Source organism: Streptomyces prunicolor NBRC 13075, from assembly GCF_000367365.1.
GTDB lineage: Bacteria > Actinomycetota > Actinomycetes > Streptomycetales > Streptomycetaceae > Streptomyces > Streptomyces prunicolor.
In genome coordinates this window covers 152476-168678 of sequence record NZ_BARF01000074.1, presented here as the reverse complement: position 1 = coordinate 168678, position 16203 = coordinate 152476, and the positions used below count along the sequence as shown (strand labels likewise).

At 73.4% G+C, this 16203-nt stretch carries 11 protein-coding genes; 3 read left to right on the top strand and 8 right to left on the bottom strand.

Features of this window, described 5'->3' with window-relative positions; all coding sequences use genetic code 11:
- Window positions 1-31: 31 nt before the first annotated feature.
- Window positions 32-883, bottom strand: coding sequence for a sulfurtransferase (locus SPR02S_RS31710; RefSeq protein WP_019061054.1), 852 nt, complete (start codon window positions 881-883; stop codon window positions 32-34).
- A gap of 324 nt (window positions 884-1207) precedes the next feature.
- On the opposite strand from SPR02S_RS31710, the gene SPR02S_RS31700 reads away from it, so the two are divergent.
- The 3 genes from SPR02S_RS31700 to SPR02S_RS31690 all read left to right on the top strand — a co-directional run bounded on the left by SPR02S_RS31700 (window position 1208) and on the right by SPR02S_RS31690 (window position 5762).
- Window positions 1208-2011, top strand: coding sequence for a VOC family protein (locus SPR02S_RS31700; RefSeq protein WP_019061052.1), 804 nt, complete (start codon window positions 1208-1210; stop codon window positions 2009-2011).
- 235 nt (window positions 2012-2246) lie between these two features.
- Window positions 2247-3095: a DUF8017 domain-containing protein gene (locus SPR02S_RS31695; protein ID WP_019061051.1), complete on the top strand. Its 849-nt coding sequence runs from the start codon at window positions 2247-2249 to the stop codon at window positions 3093-3095.
- A gap of 57 nt (window positions 3096-3152) precedes the next feature.
- Window positions 3153-5762, top strand: coding sequence for an NACHT domain-containing protein (locus SPR02S_RS31690; protein ID WP_019061050.1), 2610 nt, complete (start codon window positions 3153-3155; stop codon window positions 5760-5762).
- A 5-nt stretch (window positions 5763-5767) separates the two neighbouring features.
- Here SPR02S_RS31690 and SPR02S_RS31685 read toward each other — a convergent pair whose 3' ends face one another.
- The 7 genes from SPR02S_RS31685 to SPR02S_RS31650 all read right to left on the bottom strand — a co-directional run bounded on the left by SPR02S_RS31685 (window position 5768) and on the right by SPR02S_RS31650 (window position 16078).
- A complete protein-coding gene (locus SPR02S_RS31685; RefSeq protein WP_019061049.1) occupies window positions 5768-8029 on the bottom strand; it encodes a hypothetical protein in 2262 nt (753 codons plus the stop codon).
- Window positions 8030-8032: 3 nt separating this feature from the next.
- The gene (locus SPR02S_RS59095; protein ID WP_019061048.1) at window positions 8033-9571 is read right to left on the bottom strand and encodes a GAP1-N2 domain-containing protein; all 1539 of its coding nucleotides are present in this window, start codon (window positions 9569-9571) and stop codon (window positions 8033-8035) included.
- Between the two features lie 5 nt (window positions 9572-9576).
- The gene (locus SPR02S_RS31675; protein ID WP_043258610.1) at window positions 9577-10659 is read right to left on the bottom strand and encodes a TRAFAC clade GTPase domain-containing protein; all 1083 of its coding nucleotides are present in this window, start codon (window positions 10657-10659) and stop codon (window positions 9577-9579) included.
- A gap of 17 nt (window positions 10660-10676) precedes the next feature.
- The gene (locus SPR02S_RS31670; protein ID WP_026151036.1) at window positions 10677-13304 is read right to left on the bottom strand and encodes a hypothetical protein; all 2628 of its coding nucleotides are present in this window, start codon (window positions 13302-13304) and stop codon (window positions 10677-10679) included.
- 64 nt (window positions 13305-13368) lie between these two features.
- Window positions 13369-14943, bottom strand: a complete 1575-nt coding sequence (locus SPR02S_RS31665) for an Hsp70 family protein (protein ID WP_019061046.1) — start codon at window positions 14941-14943, stop codon at window positions 13369-13371.
- A gap of 178 nt (window positions 14944-15121) precedes the next feature.
- Window positions 15122-15616, bottom strand: a complete 495-nt coding sequence (locus tag SPR02S_RS31660) for a nucleotide exchange factor GrpE (RefSeq protein ID WP_245607646.1) — start codon at window positions 15614-15616, stop codon at window positions 15122-15124.
- Window positions 15617-15694: 78 nt separating this feature from the next.
- Window positions 15695-16078 (bottom strand): hypothetical protein, encoded by a 384-nt coding sequence (locus SPR02S_RS31650; RefSeq protein WP_019061044.1) that lies wholly within the window; start codon window positions 16076-16078, stop codon window positions 15695-15697.
- Window positions 16079-16203 lie beyond the last annotated feature (125 nt).

The window sequence follows — 16203 nt, the reverse complement described above, 5'->3', positions numbered from 1 at the left end:
GTTCGGCCGCGGGCCCTCTCGTCATGCGGGCCTACTGGGGATCGGGACCCACGGCCACCGGCCGCTCCGGGTCCGAGGACCACTCCGACCAGGAGCCCACGTAGAGCGCGGCCGGAATCCCTGCCACCGCCAGGGCCAGCACCTCGTGGGCGCCCGAGACGCCGGAGCCGCAGTACACGCCGACGCCCGAACCCTCCGTAGCGCCAAGGGACTTGAAGCGGGCGGCCAATTCGCCCGCCGGGCGGAAGCGGCCGTCCGGGCCCACGTTCTCCGTGGTCGGTGCGGACAGGGCGCCCGGGATGTGGCCGCCCACGCGGTCGATCGGCTCCACCTCGCCCCGGTAACGCTCCCCCGCGCGGGCGTCGAACAGGACGCCGGTGCGGGCGAGGGCGGCGGCTCCGTCGGCGTCCAGGAGTTCCACGGCGCCCGATTTCGGGGTGAAGTCGCCCCCGGCCGGTGTCGGTGCGGTCGTCTCCAGAGACCCCTCCCAGGAGGGAAGGCCGCCGTCGAGGACGCGCACGTCCGGGTGACCCGTCCAGCGCAGCAGCCACCACGCGCGGGCCGCTGCCCAGCCCTGGCCGCCGTCGTACACGACGACCGGCCGGCCGGCCGACACTCCCGCGTGGCGCATCGCGGCGCCGAAGCGCTCGGTGTCGGGGAGGGGGTGACGGCCATGGGCACCCGGGGCCGAGGCCAGTTCCTGATCGAGGTCTACGTAGACGGCACTTGGGATGTGCCCGGCCGCGTACTCGGCGCGTCCGTCGAAGGGCGGCTCACCTGCGGCCTTCGCGACGCTGAGCTGCCAGCGGACGTCGAGCAGGACCGGCGGGTTCGTCCCGGCGATATCGCTCGCCAGTTCGGATGCGGAGATGATGGCGTTCATGGCCACCATCCTCGCGCAAGGGGTGGCCGTCACGTCCAGGTCCGACTACTCTGCTCGGCCGGACAGCCTCGATCACGAGGCGTACGGGAACGAGCACATGCTGTACAGCTGATGGACACCCCTCGGCAATCATCCGGAAACGGACGAGTGGCCGCAGATCGGTCATCCTCTCCACGTGAGCCGCCCGCCGACGGCGCGGCCGGGGCGCGGTGCGTCACGGGGGGTGCGAGCATCGGCACGGGGCGTGCACGCGGCTGCTGCGGCACGCGGATCCGCACTGCGGAAGCGATACGGCCACCGCGAGGGGCCTAGGAGAAGGTGACGATGACCGAGGCACGGGGGTCGGCCGGCCTGAACGGCGACACGCACACTCGGCGTACGCAGGGCGCGCCCTGCTGGGTGAGTCTGATGGTGCACGGGATGGCCACGACTCAGGAGTTCTACGGGGAGCTGTTCGGCTGGGAATTCCAACCCGGTCCCCAGCAGCTCGGCCCCTACGCGCGGGCCCTGCTCGACGGGCAGGAGGTGGCCGGCATCGGCCAGTTGCCGCCGGACCGGCATCTGCCCATCGCCTGGACGCCCTATCTCGCCTCGGACGACGTGGACCAGACGGCCGAGACGGTACGGATGTGCGGCGGCACGGTCGGGGTGGGCCCCCTGGACGCGGCCGAGGCCGGCCGGCTGGCGATCGGCTCCGATCCGTCGGGGGCGGTCTTCGGCATCTGGCAGGCCTCCGACCACCTCGGCACGATCCTCACCGGAGTCCCCGGCACACCCGCCTGGAACGAACTGGTGACCTCCGAGACCGCGAGCGTCGCCAAGTTCTACGAGGCCGTGTTCGGCTACGAGGAAGTGCCGGTGGCCGCCGCCGACTTCGACTACGTCACCCTGCACCTGGACGGCCATCCGGTCGCCGGCATCCACGGCGTCGGCACGGCCCTGCCCCGCGACCGGGGCCCGCACTGGATGACGTACTTCGAGGTCGCCGACGCGGACGAGGCCCTGCGCCGCGTCACGGACCTCGGCGGCCACACCCTCGAACCGCCCCACGACAGCCCCCACGGCCGCGTGGCCACGGTCACCGACCCCGAGGGCGCGATGTTCTCGGTGATCCAGGGACCGCGGTAGCCCCTCGGGTCGCCTCCGGTGTGGTGCGGGCGGATCAGCACCGGGAAGGCGGCCCTCGGGGGCATGACGTTCGAGGTGCCGACCACGTCGGCGAGTGGCAGATCCGCTAGGCCCACGTCATTTCGTCAGGACCGCCCGCTCTACTCCATCCGGACTATCGTTGTCCGGCATGTGGTCAGGAGAACCGCCGGGAGACGAACGGAACCTTCACAGTCAGGACCCTTATCAGCAGCCGATGCGGCCGCAGCCGTCCGGTGGTGGAAACAGGGCGAAGGCAGTCGCGGTCGTCGCGGCCACGGCCGTGGTCGCGGGTGTCGGTCTGAGCGGGTTTCTGCTCCTGGGCGCCAAGGACGACCGCGCGGACGGCGGCGGCGGAAACACCGCAGCACCGACAGTCGCATCGAAGAGCGCGACGGCCTCGGCGCCGGCCTCCCCCGAGCCGCACAGCAGCGGGACCGAGCGGCCGACCATCCCGGGCTGGAAGGTCGTCGTCAATCCCAAGTGGGGCACGGCCTTCGACGTACCGCCGGACTGGAAGATCGAGTCACCGAGTGCGCTGATCGGCTACGAGGACAGCTCGGTCGACTACGACGATCCGGCCAATTGGGGCAAGAGCATCGTCGTCATGAGCGCCCCGGCGATCTTCCGGGAGAACTGGTGCCTGTCCGACGGCGACAAGGACGGGCGTATGGACAACACCGGTCTGGCGATGGCGGGCACCAAGGGCTCCCAGGGCTCCAAGAGCACCGCGGAGGTCGCCGTGGGCCTGGCGGATCTGTGGGTGTACGGCGGTTACACGCAGCCGGACCGGAAGAACATCGTCCACGACAGGACGGCGCGGTCGTACACGACCAGGTCCGGCGTCAAGGGCAGCATCGCGTGGGCCCGGTCCAGGGACACGCCCCGGGAAGACAAGTGCGACAGCGACGGCAAGGCCATCACGTTCGGTTTCAAGAACTCCGCGGGCGGCTTCGTCGCGTGGAGCCTCGTCGGCGCCACCGGCGTCAAGGGCGAACTGCCGGACTCGACGATCATGAAGATCCTGAGCACGGTCCGCCTCCACGGGAAGCCGACGCAGTCCTGAACTGCCGCCGGACACCGATGAGTAGAGTGAAAAAGGCGACGACGGGGGCGGGCGTACATGGCGGGACAGGCGGACTCCGGCGGCGGGCCGCACATCACCAACACGGCCGTCGACTGCACGGCCGAGTACCTGATCCAGATCGGGGTCCTCGAAGGTGACCTCAATCTGATCCTCCGCGCACCGCCCGCGCCGCCCGACGACGACGCTCCGCTGGCCGCGGCCGAGCGGAGGCTCGCCCGCAGTCTGCTGCGCCGGTGGCGGGCCGAGGCCGATGCCTGGCACATGACCGATCCCGAACCGCTGCGCGTGCGCTGGACACCCAGCCGACAGGTGGCGTCCGCCGGGGAGTTCGTGCCCGCGGGCTCCGGGGCCGACACCATCGCCGGGACCTTCCTCCGGCTCCGGCCCCGGCGGCGGCTGGTCGTGCTCGGCACCGCCGGGTCCGGCAAGACCACGCTGTCTGTCCTGCTCACCCTGGAACTCCTCGCCCGCCGGCTGACCCAGGGCGAGGACGACGTGCCGATCCCGCTCGTGCTGTCGCTGGAGTCCTGGAACACCCGGCGGCAGTCGCTGGCCGAGTGGCTGGTGGACCGGCTGCGGCAGGACCACCCGGGTCTGCCGACCGTCGACGGCGTCCACCCCGCACTCCGGCTCGTGCAGGAGAGACGGGTACTGCCCGTCCTCGACGGCCTCGACGAACTGCCCGAGCACCGCCGCGCCGAGGTCCTCGACGCCCTCCACACCGGCCTCGGCGGTGCGGGGGACGTCGTGCTGGTCTCCCGTACGACGGAATACACCGACCTCGACCGGAAGGGCCAGGGGCTGCGGCACGCCACGGTGATCGAGTCGCTGCCGCTGCGCCCCGACGAGGTGGCGGAGTACCTGCAACGGGCCCGGCCCCGGTCCCGTGCCGCCGACTGGGCCCGTCTGCTGAAGACCCTCCGGACCGACCCCTCCGCCCCGGTCGCGCGGGCCCTGACCAATCCGCTGATGGTGTGGCTGGTGCGTCGCGCGTACGAGCGGCATCCCACCGATCCCGGTGAGTTGACGGACCGGCAGCGGTTTCCCGACCGGGGCGCCGTCGAGGCGCAGCTGCTCGACCGGATCGTGCCCGCCGCGTTTCCGGCGCTGCCGCCCGACCCCGGCCGACTGCACCCGCCCCGCACCTGGGACGCCGACCGGGCCGGTGCCTGGCTGTCGTACCTGGCGCTGCTGCTGAACCGTCGTGAGGAGTCGGAGCTCGCCTGGTGGCGGCTGTACACCGCACCGCTGCCCCGGCTGCTCGCGGTGCCGGCGCTGCTCGCGACCGGCATTCTGCTCTCCCTCGTCATCAAGGCGGGCCTGTCCGGCTACACGGAGAGCAACCCGCTGGGCGGCATGGCGCTGTCGGCCGACGTGACCGGCGGGGTCGTCTTCGCCGCCGTCGCGCGATCGGTGACCGCCTCCTGGTTCGGCCAGCGGCTCACCGAACCGCGCCGCAGCGCGAACCCACTGCTGTTCATCCAGGCGCTGCGCTCACTCGACCGGAACTCGCGCGTGGGCCCGCTGGTCCGCTCGGCGACTCTCGTGGGCGGTCCCGCCCTCGTCGTCCTCCTGCTCGCGCTGTACGCCTTCGTGACACCGGAGCCCGCCCTGGTCTGGTTCGCGATCGGCGGCGTACTGCCCGTCCTGCTGATGATCGTGTACACGGCCCCCGCCGACACCGTGGACGCCGCCACCCCCGACGAACTGCTGCGCGGCGAGCAGAGCGCGCTCGTCACGACGCTGACGCTGGTGGCCCCGCTCATCGGCGCCGGTGTGGGCGCGTTCTTCTGGCTCAATGACTCAACTCTGGCGCGGGGCACGGCGATCGCGGCCTGGGCGGGCGCCTCGGCGATGCTGGTGCTGCTCAGTCCGTGGAGCCGCTGGATGCTCGCCAAGTGCTCCCTCGCGGCGACCGGCCGGGTGCCCTGGTCGCTGATGACGTTCCTCAGGGACGCCCGTACGGCGGGCCTGCTGCAGTTCTCGGGCGGGACCTACCGCTTCCGCAACCGCCGGCTCCAGGACCATCTGGCGAACCGGCTGGCCGAGGAACGGGGTACGGCTCCGCCCGGCCGCGAGCCGGTCCCCGTCCCCGCGCTCTCGGACGCCGGCCACTTCACGGTGGAGCACACCAAGGACCACTTCTGCCTCCGCGGCCGGTCACGGCGCCTGCCGCTGGCCCACTGGGCCGCGCTGGGTCCGCTCATGGGCGTCTACGCCGTCCGGATGAGCGTGTCCGGACAGTGGCAGGACGGAATCGCCTGGCTGGGGCTGCTCGTCTGGCCCTTCCTCGGCGCCGTGGTCACCGTGGTGGGGCTGTTCCTGCCGCGGCGACGGCTGGAACTGGAGCTGACCCGGGGCGGCGTCACCTCCGTGATCGGGCGCAGGCGACGCTCCTACGAGTGGCGGCACGTCGAGGAGATCACCGTGCGCCGTGCGGTCTTCCGGGGCCGGGACGCGCGCTTCCACGCGCTCCAGGTCCGGCTGCTCGCCGGCGCCCCGCGCCCGCCGCGCCGCTCCCGGATGGGCGAGGGCTGGTACTTCGTCCTGCCCCTCGGCCGCTCGCCGCAGGTGGATCCCCAACTCGGCGCGGCCCTGGCCGACTTCGCGGGCTCCCGCTGGACACCGCCGTCCGGTGGTCGCTGAAGCCCTCAGCAGAGCGGCTCGGCGTCCAGGGAGGCGGTGAGGAGGGCCAGGCAGCGCGCCGTCACGGTCTGACCGCTCTCGGAGGCGTCGACGGCGTAGGCGATGGGGGAACGCCCTGTGGTCCCCCGGGGTGCCGTGATCCGCCAGCGTGCCTGGTAGGTGGCGTGCGCCGCGAGTGTCCGGGGCGGCCGTCCGACCAGGGTCGCCCGCCAGCCCGCGGGCAGCAGGGGCGGCCGTACGGTGATGGCGAGGGTACGTGTGGTGGCGTTCTCCACGGCGAGCCTGCCGTCGGCCGCCGGGTGCAGGCGCAGGGCGTCGGAGCTGCGCCAGCGGACGTTGAACTCGCGCAGGCGGAGCCGCTGTTCGTCGCCGGTCTTGCCGTCGAGGTCGGAGTTCAGGCCGATACGAATGGAGTCGACGGCCCGGGTGACGGGAGCGTCGTAGCCGTACGTCTTCGTGCTGAAGGCGCCCTGCTTTTCTTTGCGGGGGTGCGTGGTCCGGAGCCAGAGCGTCTTGGCTCCGATCTGGCCCTCCACGTCGACTCCCGGGGCCCACGAGGCGACGCTGTCCGGGTCGAAGTCCACCGAGATCTCGCTCAGCGGCAGCGGCATCCCGAAGTCGAGCCTCAGCCAGTTGTCCTTCTCCGGTGACCCCTTGACCGACCAGTAGCCCGCGCGTCCCGGCAGAGCGGCGGTCGCCGGGTGGCCCGGCGCCGAGTAACTCTCGCTGAGCCTGGGCCAGTCCCGGGTGGCGACCGCGGTGAGGTCGACCTGGTGGACCGAGTCGGCCAATGGATGCCGCCACTTGTCGTACTTCGCGGGTACTCCGAAGAGAGCGCCCGAGGGCAGTACGCCCGCCGCCAGGAGGACCAGGGCGACCGGCAGGACCAGGTACCCGGCGAACTGGGTGAGGAGGAGGGTGCCGCGAGCGGCGCGGTGCCGGGCCGGGCGGAGCGCGGTGTGCTCCGGTCGGCGCACGGGCGGCGGCACCATGGCCTCCCCCGGGCCCACGACGTCGGCCGTACCGGCGAGCCACCGCAGCGTCCCCGCGAGTTGCCCGGCCGGAACGCGGCGCACCGGGATGCCGGTGGCGTCGAGGGCGCGCAGCAGGTGGCCGCCGCCGGCCGCGTCCAGCCGCTCGCGCACCTCGGTGTCGTCGCCCTGCGGAACCCGGGTGTACAGCAGGGCCAGCCGGCGCGGACGGCTGCGCGCAGGCAGCCCCGCGACGATGTGCAGGACCCGGGTCACGGCCTGTACGTCGGCGCTGTTCGCGGCGGGGTCGTCCACCATCAGCAGCAGTCCGCGGGCCCGGCGCAACACGTCCAGTCCGGCCGCCGACTCCTGGCTGCCGTACGCGTCGCCTGGCGGGTCGAACCACAGCAGGGGTGTGCCTGCCGTGCGCACGAGCGGTGGCTCGGCCCCGGAGGGGGCGCCCAGCTCGGCCAGTCCCTGCCGGTGCACCGCGGCACGCCCGGTGCCGGAGCCCCCGACGAGGACGACGACCCGGGCCCGCTCGTATCCGGCGGGCAACGCTTTGCCGCAGTGCGGACAGCACGCGTCCAGGCGGCGCACGCCGAGGACTGCGGGCAGTCGGGTGCCGCACCGGCAGCGGTGGCGGAAGGCGCCGTAGCGGTTGGGCAGCAGTTGTCGGTGTCCGGCGCGGCAGGTCGCGCACTGTCTGACCGGGCGGTGGATGACGCGTCCGCAGTCCGGGTACGGGCAGGGCGCCGGCCCGCCGCGCAGCGCGCGCCCCACCCGTGCGACCGTCGCGCACACCGCCCACCACAGGGCCCACAGCGCGTAGCACAGCGCCCACACGAGCAGCGTGAGCAGAAGGGGGAGGAGGCTGAACGTCGTCGCGGTCAGCACGACGCCGACCGTCGTGAGCAGGAAGGGCGGGCGCAGGAGGAGCATCACGCAGCCCTGTCCGCCGCTCCCCCGCGACCGGCGGAACGCGTCGCCGACCAGGTCGGCCATGAGCCGGTCGGCCCCGCTCACCAGCCCTTCGTGCCGTTCGAGTCCGTCCCACCAGGTCTCACGCAGGTCGCGGGCGGCGAGGACGCGGACGTAGGCGGGTGTGGCCGGTTCGCCGTGCGGGTCGGGTTCGCCGTGCGGGTCGGGTGCGGTGTGCGGTGCCCGGCCGAAGATCCGCCAGACGGCGTGCAGTTGGGCCCACAGCAGTTTGGGCAGGGTGACCAGGAAGCCGTGGCCGACGATCAGGGCGACCAGCAGGGTGACCGCCAGCAGCAGAATCACGGGGTTGGACACGGTTCACTCCTTGGGCCGGGCCGCACCGCGTCGCCACGACAGCAGCGGCGCGCGCTCCGGCCCGGGCTCGGGCTGCTCGGCCCGCACCAGATCGCGCAGGGCCGCGTAGGTCTCCTCGTCCTCCCAGAGCCCCTGGCGGAACAGCCGCAGGATCCGCAGCGCGGCCCATGACGGTTCACCGGGGGCCCGGCGCAGCACGTGCAGGGCGGCGTCGGGGGCGGCGGCGAGCAGGTCCGGCGCTTCGTCCGCGAGGGAGGCGAGGAAGGCGCATGCCTGCGCGTCCAGGGCCGTGGTCCGTAGCTCGGCGGAGGCTTCGAGTGCGGCGAGCAGCCCGGCGAGGACGGCCGGCCGGAAGGCGTCGGGCAACGGAGCGAGCACGGCCCGTACATCGCCGAGCGGTGCCGTCCCGTGGGCGAGATGACGCGCGGCGCTGTCCCTGAGCCGCTCGGGCGAAAGGCCTGCCTCCCTGAGCCGCTCGGGCGACAGACCCGCATACCCGAGCCGCTCGGACGACAAGTCCGCATCCCCGAGCCGCTCGGACGACAAGTCCGCCTCCCCGAGCCGCAGTTCCACGACGGCGCGGACGAAACCCGCGAGCCGGGAGCCCTCTTCGCCGGAGTCGAAGGCCCCCGCGTCGCCGTCCGGCGCGAGCAGCGCGCACCCGGTCCGTAACCGCCGTACGTCCGCCTCGACGCCACCCGCGGGGCCCGCGTCCCACACGTCCGCCACGGAGTCCAGGATGTCGAGGCGCCCGCTCCCCCACGCGTCCGCGAGGAACCGTGCCATCGGGCTCGGCTCCGGACAGCCGTCCGTGGTGAGTCGGTCGAGGTGGAACACCGGTCCTGGCGCCCGCTCTCCGGTCTCCGGACGGGTGCCGACCAGGTGCCGGTGGTCGTCCTGTGGGCGCCCGGTGTACGTCGTGAAGGTCAGCTGGGCCGCGAGGCCTGCGGGCAGGGTGTAGGAGACGGCGGCGATCCAGTCGACGACACGGTCCGCGTCCCTGGAGACCAGGGTGGCGCCGGGGCCCTCGCCGGTCAGCGCCCGCAGAGCCGCCGTGAGCAGTCGCTCCAGGAGGCGGACGCCGTGCTCGCCGGTGCCGGCCAGCAGACGGCCCACCCGGTCGGGTCCGACGGTGCTGCCGGGGACGAGTTCGGTGAGGTCGGGCAGGGCGGGTCCGTCGCCGGGCGCGGGCGACACGGCCCACTGCGGGCTGTCCCACAGTTCGACGGGTCGCAGGCCCGCGAGTTCACCGGGGTCGGCCCACAGGACGTGGCAGAAGTGGTTGCCCCAGCGGCCGGTGTAGTCCTCGCCGGTGAAACTGGTCCGGGTCAGCACGGCCACATCGCCGGCCGGCCGGTCGTAGGCGAACGCCACCGGGAAGTGGTGCTCCCGGTCCGCGCCCGGCGGTCGCGCGTACCCGGTCAGCGGGCGCAGGACGTCGAGTACGGGGCGGGCGCTCGGGGAGGCCGCGGTGAAGCGGAATCCGCCGTGGGGTGCGTCGGCGGCGGGCGGGGCGGACGTGTAGTGCGCCTGTCCGGCCATGCGGGTCACCTCCGTCCCCGGTCGAGGGCGCCGAAGCGGTGCAGCAGCCACATCAGGGGGTCCTCCACACGGTGTGGGCGTACGACGCCGCCGAGTCCGAGGTCCCCGTCCTGCCGGGGAGCGGTACCCAGCGTGGACAGCGCGAACAGCTGGTAGTCGGCGCAGAACTGCTGGAGCCGCGCGTCGAGTTGGTGTTCCTGCCAGCGCCTGAGCAGGGCCTGCAACTCGGCGTGTACGGCGGCCCGGTCGTCGGCGTCGAAGACGGGGCCGGGGCGGCGGGTGCGGTGCAGCGGGGAGTTGTCCGGCAGATGCGGCCACAGGAGGTCGGCCTTGGTGAGGGCGACGGCGACCGGCACGGTCACCTTGCCGCCGCCCAGGTGGCCCAGCACCCGGGCCAGTACGTCGCCCGACCGGCCCGGCACCGCGTCGCCGCCGCCCCGCACCGGTGCGCCGGCCAGGTCCTGCGGGTCGACGAGGACGACGACGGCGTCGGCCGCGGCGAAGTAGCGCAGCTGGCTCTCCATGCGGTCGCGCGAGGCGAAGTGCTCGCCCGCCGTGTCGAGGAAGACGAGGGTCAGCACCTGTCGGCGGGTGCGTCCGAAACGGCCCCGCCGGGTGCGGCTGAGCCGGTGCACGAGGGGGCGGCCGGCATCGTGCTCGGCGGTCTTGGGGACGGTGTGCCGCCCCTCGTAGAGGTGCCGTTCGTAGCGTTCGTGGTAGTCGGCCATGGTGTCGTCGTCACAGGGCAGCAGCGCGGCGTCGAGTTCGGCGCCCAGGCGGTGGAGCAGTTCGTGCACGAGAACGCCGATGTAGGTGCTCTTGCCGGAGCTGACCGGTCCGGCGAGCGCCACCAGCTTTCCGGGGACGCGCAGATAGCCCTCCGGCAGCCGGCCCGCGCAGACGGAGCAGCACAGCCGGGTGGTGGTACGGCCGCAGGTGCCGCACACCGCCGAACCGCTCAGGGGGTCGGCGGACTTCAGGGCCCGGTCCTCGGCGCAGTCGGCGCCGCTCGCACAGACATACGTGATCTGTGCCCGGGAGATGCTCCGGAAGCAGTGCGGGCACACCCACCTGCGACGCCACGGCATGCGCACGTCCACTCCCCCTAACCGACCTTGAGCGTGTGCGGCGGCGGGTCGCGCAGGACGAGCGACTCGCCCTCGGCGAAGCAGCGCAGCCCGCCGCTCGGGCCGCGGGCCAGCCGCGCCGACAGCCTGACGTCCTGTCCCGGGCCGAGTGTCACGTCGGTGGCCGCCGCCAGGACGTCCCCGTCGCCGGGTTCCAGCGGCCGGACCGGGCCGTCGGAGCGGACCAGGAGCAGTCGCTCGGCCCGTACGGTGGCGGGCGCCGTGAACACGGCGGTGACCGTGCGGCGTCCGGGCAGGCCGTGCCGCTCCAGCCGGTAGTCGACGTCGATACGGGCCGGTAGCGTCGCCGTGCTCGGCTCGCCGTGGGCGGGCACCCCGCCGAGCAGGGCGACCGTCCGCACCTCGACGTCCACCCCGGCGCCGTCCGCGACCGGCAGCCGTACGCCCGCCTCGTGCAGGTAGGCGGCGCGGGTGACCCTGCGTCGCTGCCCGTCCGTGGTGTCGGTGCTGCGCCAGGTGACCTCGACCTCGTCGCCGCTGTCCGGCGGCCAGTCGAAGACGACGGTCACGCCCGTGCCGCCGTACCGGGTGAGCGTGAGCGTGCCGAGCGCGCACGCGGCGGCCGCGGCGCGCGCGCCGATGACGGCGTGTTCCCCGGCGACCGTGACCGCGACCACCAGGGTGAGCCGGCTGGGCGGCGCGAACCACAGTCCTTCCGGGGCGAGTTGCGCGAGGATCGGTCGCTCCGGCAGTTCCGTCGTGCGCAGCCGGGTGCCGGCCGGCCACAGGGGCGCGTCGTGGAAGCCGTACAGGCGCACCTCGCCGTCCGGCAGCGGGTCGGGGCGAGCCAGGAGGCGGCCGTCGACGGAGCGGATGTCCAGGTCGGCGACGGGCTCCGGCGGCGCGAGCGGCGTGGCGGTGCGCCGAACTCCCTCCGTGCGCACGGGCGTTCCGTCATCGGTGCCGTAGACGACACGAATGCGGTACGTGTACGTCGTCGCGTTCGCGACCCCGTCGTCGGTGAAGCCGTCACGGCGGGCGGGGACCGTCACGGTCTCACCGCCCGGCGCGGTGCGGACGACCTCGACGGAGTGCGCGCGGTCCGGGCAGGTCCACTCGGCGACGATCCGACGGTCCCCGGGGCGCAGGCGGGCGTCGGTGACCTCGGGCCGGTGCACGACGGGCCCGGTCACCGTGAGCGGTGAAGGGGCGCTGCCGGGTTCGGCGGCCCGGCGCACGGCGACCGCGTAGTACAGCGGGACGCAGGCAGGGGGGCTGTCGTCGAGGTAGGAAATGGCACGCGCCTGCGTCAGCGGGAGCACGGTGCCGTCGGCCGTGTCGCGCGGCGGGCGCCGCTCGTCGCGCAGCAGTACGTACTCGGGCTCGCCGCGCGTGGACGGCGAGGGCCGCCAGCGGACGGTGATGCCCGCGCCGTCCGGGACGGCGGTGAGGCCGGACACCGGACGGACCGTCAGGCCGTGGCGCACGGCGTCGATCTCGGGCAGGTCGCGGACCGCGGCCTCCGCCTGTTCCAGCAGGTCCCAGGCCCGGTCCGCGTCGGCCGGCGGCAGTCGGCGGGCCGTCTCCACGACGGCACGTGCCTCGGCGAGTTTCGCGCGCACATGCGCGACCAGTGCCCGCACGTCCTCGGCGAGTGCGTCCGGCGGCAACCGGTCCGCCATGGCCACCGCCTCGGCGAGCCGCCCGTCCGCCGCCATACGGCGCAGCCGCTCCGCCACCGGATCCCCGGCCGCCTCGTGCAGCACCGCGAACACCAGTCGCCGCGCGTCCTCCTCGGCGACGGACAGCTCGTCCACCGCGTACCCGAGGAGGGTGGCCGGGGTCGCGCGGGCGGTGTGCCGGGTCCGCAGCGGTGTCGCGAGTTCGTGGAGCAGGACGCGGGTGAGCCCTTCCGGTCCCTGGTCCGCGAGTACGCCGCGGACGGCGGCGATCACGGCCTGGGCCGCGGTGTGCGCGGCACCGTGCGGCAGCCGACCCCAGCGGCGCGAGGCCGCCTCGACGTCCGGCGCGCCGACCGGCGGCATGTCGAACACGCGCACGGGCCGCGCGATGCGCCCGCCGGGCGTGCCGGTCGCGAGGAAGTCGCCCAGGTGTCTGAGTCCGAGCACCTCCAGCTGGCGGGCGCAGCGCGCGTACGAGGGATGCGGCACGGTCCGCGGCAACGGGTCGGGCTCGGCGATCCGCAGGCCGAGGGCGGGCAGCAGGCTTCTCACCAGGTCCTCGGGGACCTGGTGAGCGGCGGCGAGCTCCGCGACCGTGCTTTCGGCGAGCATGCCGAGCCCGCTCGCCGCCTCCTTCAGGGCGGTGCGCAGACGGGCCCGCTCGGCGTCCGCGCGTCGGCCGTGCGCTTCGAGGGCGGCGCGCAGCCGTCCCGGAGCCCCGGCCGCGGCCGCGTCGAGCAGCGGCCGGTGGACGAGGTATCCGGCCTCCAACTGCTCGATGACCGGGCGGTACTTGAGCCGGGCCCGGCTGCGGCGCCAGCAGGCGCGGACCGCGACGACCGCCTCGGCGACCGCGGGCCCGTCGAGGTGCCGCGGCAACTGGTAGCGCGTGCGCAGATCCTCGGTCACGGGCAAGCCGGCGTCCAACACCTCGCGCCGGTAGCGCGGTTCGTCGAAGACCACGGTCCTTCTTCCCCCGTCCTGCCCTGTTCTCCCGTCCCGCCCTGTTCTCCTGTCCTGCCCGCGCTCAGCCGATCCGCTGGCGGCTCATCGCGACCCGCGCCTCGTCCACCGCCTCCTGGGACAGCCCGCCGATCTGGATGGAGATCTCGATCCCCTCGCCTGACTCCCGCTCGGTGGCGACGACGGTGAGGAGCCCTGAGGTGTCGAGCGTGAAGACGCACTGGAAGGGCCAGCGCGCGGGTTTGCCGGGCGGGATCTTCAACGTCCCTTCCGCGACCGGGGCGTTGTGCTCCAGCTCCTCCGACTCCACCGCGCCCGCCTGTTCCATGACCTGGATCCGGACCCGCCGCTGGCCCTCGCGCAGGGTGTAGAAATCGTCGGTCACCGACGCCGGCAGGGTGTCGTTGGCGTGCACGAGGTGGGTGACGTACTCCCGGCCGCTGTCGATGTCCGTGACCTGGATGCCGTAGCCGCGCGAGGCGACGGTGGAGATCTCGTACGGGCGGCGGGCGAGGCCGGTCTCCGGGACGTCCGGTGCCTGTCCGGCGGGGAGTTCGCCGCTCGCGAGGATGTACGTGGCCCGGTCGAGGGCGTAGAGCGCGGCGCCGCGGGCCACCGCGAGGTCCGGGTTGTGCAGCCTGGGCTCGAAGCCGAACTGGGTGCGCAGGGCGGCGGCGACCGCGGGCATCTTGGTGGCGCCGCCGACGAGCAGCACCTCGTCGAAGGACGACACGCCCCGCTCCGCGGCCAGTTCGACGGTACGGCGGGTGATGCCGACGGTGCGGTCGACCAGGTCGCGGGTCAGCTCCTCGACCAGTCCCCGGGTCAGCTCCACCGGTTCGACCCGGCCCTGGTGCATGACGCGGACGGTGTAGCGCTCGCGGAAGGACAGCGCCTTCTTGGCCTCCTCGGCGTCCTTGCGCAGTTGCGTCTCGGACTGGGAGTCGGACAGCGGGTCGTCGACGTCCGGGAAGCGCTCGCGGAACCGCTCCACCAGGTGCACGACGATACGGTCGTCGAAGTCGCTGCCGCCCAGCTCCTTCGCGCCGTCCGTGCACAGCACGGTCAACTCCCGCCCGCGCAGCGTCAGTACGGTGGTGTCGAAGGTACCGCCGCCCAGGTCGTAGACGAGGACGGTCCGGTCCCCACGCTCCTCGTCCCCTTCCAGGGCCCCGTAGTCGAGCGCGGCCGCGATGGGCTCGGCGACCACGTCGAGGACGCGCAGTCCGGCGATCTCACCGGCCTTGCGGGTGGCGTCCCGTTCGGCGAGCCCGAAGTAGGCGGGCACGCTGATCACCACGTCACGGGCCTCCTCGCCGCCGGCGGCCTTGGCGTCGTCGACGAGTTTGCGCAGGATGCGGGCGGAGATCTCCTCGGGCGTGTAGGTACGGCCGTGGAACTCGCGCGGCACCACATCGCCCATGTCCCGCTTGATCAGCTGGACGACGTGCTCGGGGTCGAGGACGGCGGCGTCCTTCGCGCTCTGCCCCACGACGACGCTGTCGGCGCTCTCGAAGTAGACGACGGACGGCGTGGTGTCCGTCCCTTCGAGGTTGCGCAGCACGGTCGGTCTGCCGATGTCGTCGATCCGTGCGACGCAGGAATAGGTGGTTCCCAGGTCGATGCCGTACACGGCCATACGGTCTCCCGCCACCGGGGCGATCGCGCGTCGCGTCCGCCCCGTCTGTTGTCTCGCAGCTTGTCCTTGCCCGGCATACCCTTCATGCCCCGCTGTTCATGCCCTGCCGTTCATGCCCTGCCGTCAATGTCCCGTTGTCCATGTCTCGCTGTTCATCTCCCGTTGAAAGAGAAGGAGTTCACGGGGCGTCCGGTTCCCAACGGGAAACCACGACGTCCGCCTTGCGCACGACCCGCTCCCCCTGAACGAACCCGGCCGCCACGACCCGCGCCACCGTCCGGTCCGCCTCGGGTGCTTCGGCGGCGGCGCGGCCCACGGGACGCTGCAACGCCAGGTCGAACGCCTCGCCGGTCCCCGGGACATACCGCTCGACGCCGGTCCTGGCCACGGTGTCCGCCACCTCGTCGGCCAACGCGGTCAGCAGGGACCGGAGTTCGTCGGCATCGAGCGGGCCGGTGACGTTCTCCGCCTGGCGCAGGATCTGGTCGTGCAGCCGGATCAGGGAGTGCCGCACGAGGTCGAGCACCGCTTCCGTCTCGCCCCGGCGCAGCCGCTCGACCTCGTCGTGCAGCCTGGTGACGATCTCCTCACGGCGCTCCGCGAGCTGCTGCTGACGAGCGAGCGCGGCGGTGAACTCGCTTGCGATCGCACAGGGTTCGGCACGTTCCGGCACGTCGGTCACAGTAGACCAAGGTGGCACGGCGCGTCAGCGGAGAGCATCACCATCGCCTGCCGGACCCGCACGGCCTCGTCAGCCACCGAAGTGGATGGAGCCGTGGATGTCCCGCGCCTGGACGACGGTGTTCTGGGTGCCCCCGGAGATCACATTGCGTACGTCGCCCGCGCCGGTCCGCGTGCCCTCCAACGCCTCGGCCTCCCGCCGCCAGGCCGCGAGCGCCTCGGCGAAGGCGGGGTCCTGCCGGGCGCGGAGAGCCAGTACCCGCGCAAGCTCCGTGGCCCGCTCCGTGCTGCCGGCCGACTGGGCGAGGGCGGTCAACTCGCTCCCGCCGTACGGCTCTCCGCCCGAGGGCCGTCGGGCGACCAGGTGGTGCAGCGACGTCCAGATCTGCTGCCCTGCCGCACCGGCGGTACCTCCGGCAAGGGCCATGAGCAGTTCAGGTGCGATCGGATCCACGACGTTCTCCCCCTTCTCCCCCGCACAGGTCCTTCTCCCCCGCGCAGGTCCCAGAGTGAGGGTAGGGCACGGTGAGCGCCCGGCGGCCCGGGACCGGAGAAGGAAGAACGAAGGAGGGACGAAGG

Excerpts from the sequence above, each read along its gene's own strand:
- SPR02S_RS31695 (WP_019061051.1), top strand. The coding sequence starts at position 2,247 with ATGCGGCCGCAGCCGTCCGGTGGTGGAAACAGGGCGAAGGCAGTCGCG.
- SPR02S_RS31700 (WP_019061052.1), top strand. The coding sequence starts at position 1,208 with ATGACCGAGGCACGGGGGTCGGCCGGCCTGAACGGCGACACGCACACT.
- SPR02S_RS31675 (WP_043258610.1), bottom strand. The coding sequence starts at position 10,659 with ATGCCGTGGCGTCGCAGGTGGGTGTGCCCGCACTGCTTCCGGAGCATC.
- SPR02S_RS59095 (WP_019061048.1), bottom strand. The coding sequence starts at position 9,571 with ATGGCCGGACAGGCGCACTACACGTCCGCCCCGCCCGCCGCCGACGCA.
- SPR02S_RS31710 (WP_019061054.1), bottom strand. The coding sequence starts at position 883 with ATGAACGCCATCATCTCCGCATCCGAACTGGCGAGCGATATCGCCGGG.
- SPR02S_RS31690 (WP_019061050.1), top strand. The coding sequence starts at position 3,153 with ATGGCGGGACAGGCGGACTCCGGCGGCGGGCCGCACATCACCAACACG.
- SPR02S_RS31665 (WP_019061046.1), bottom strand. The coding sequence starts at position 14,943 with ATGGCCGTGTACGGCATCGACCTGGGAACCACCTATTCCTGCGTCGCA.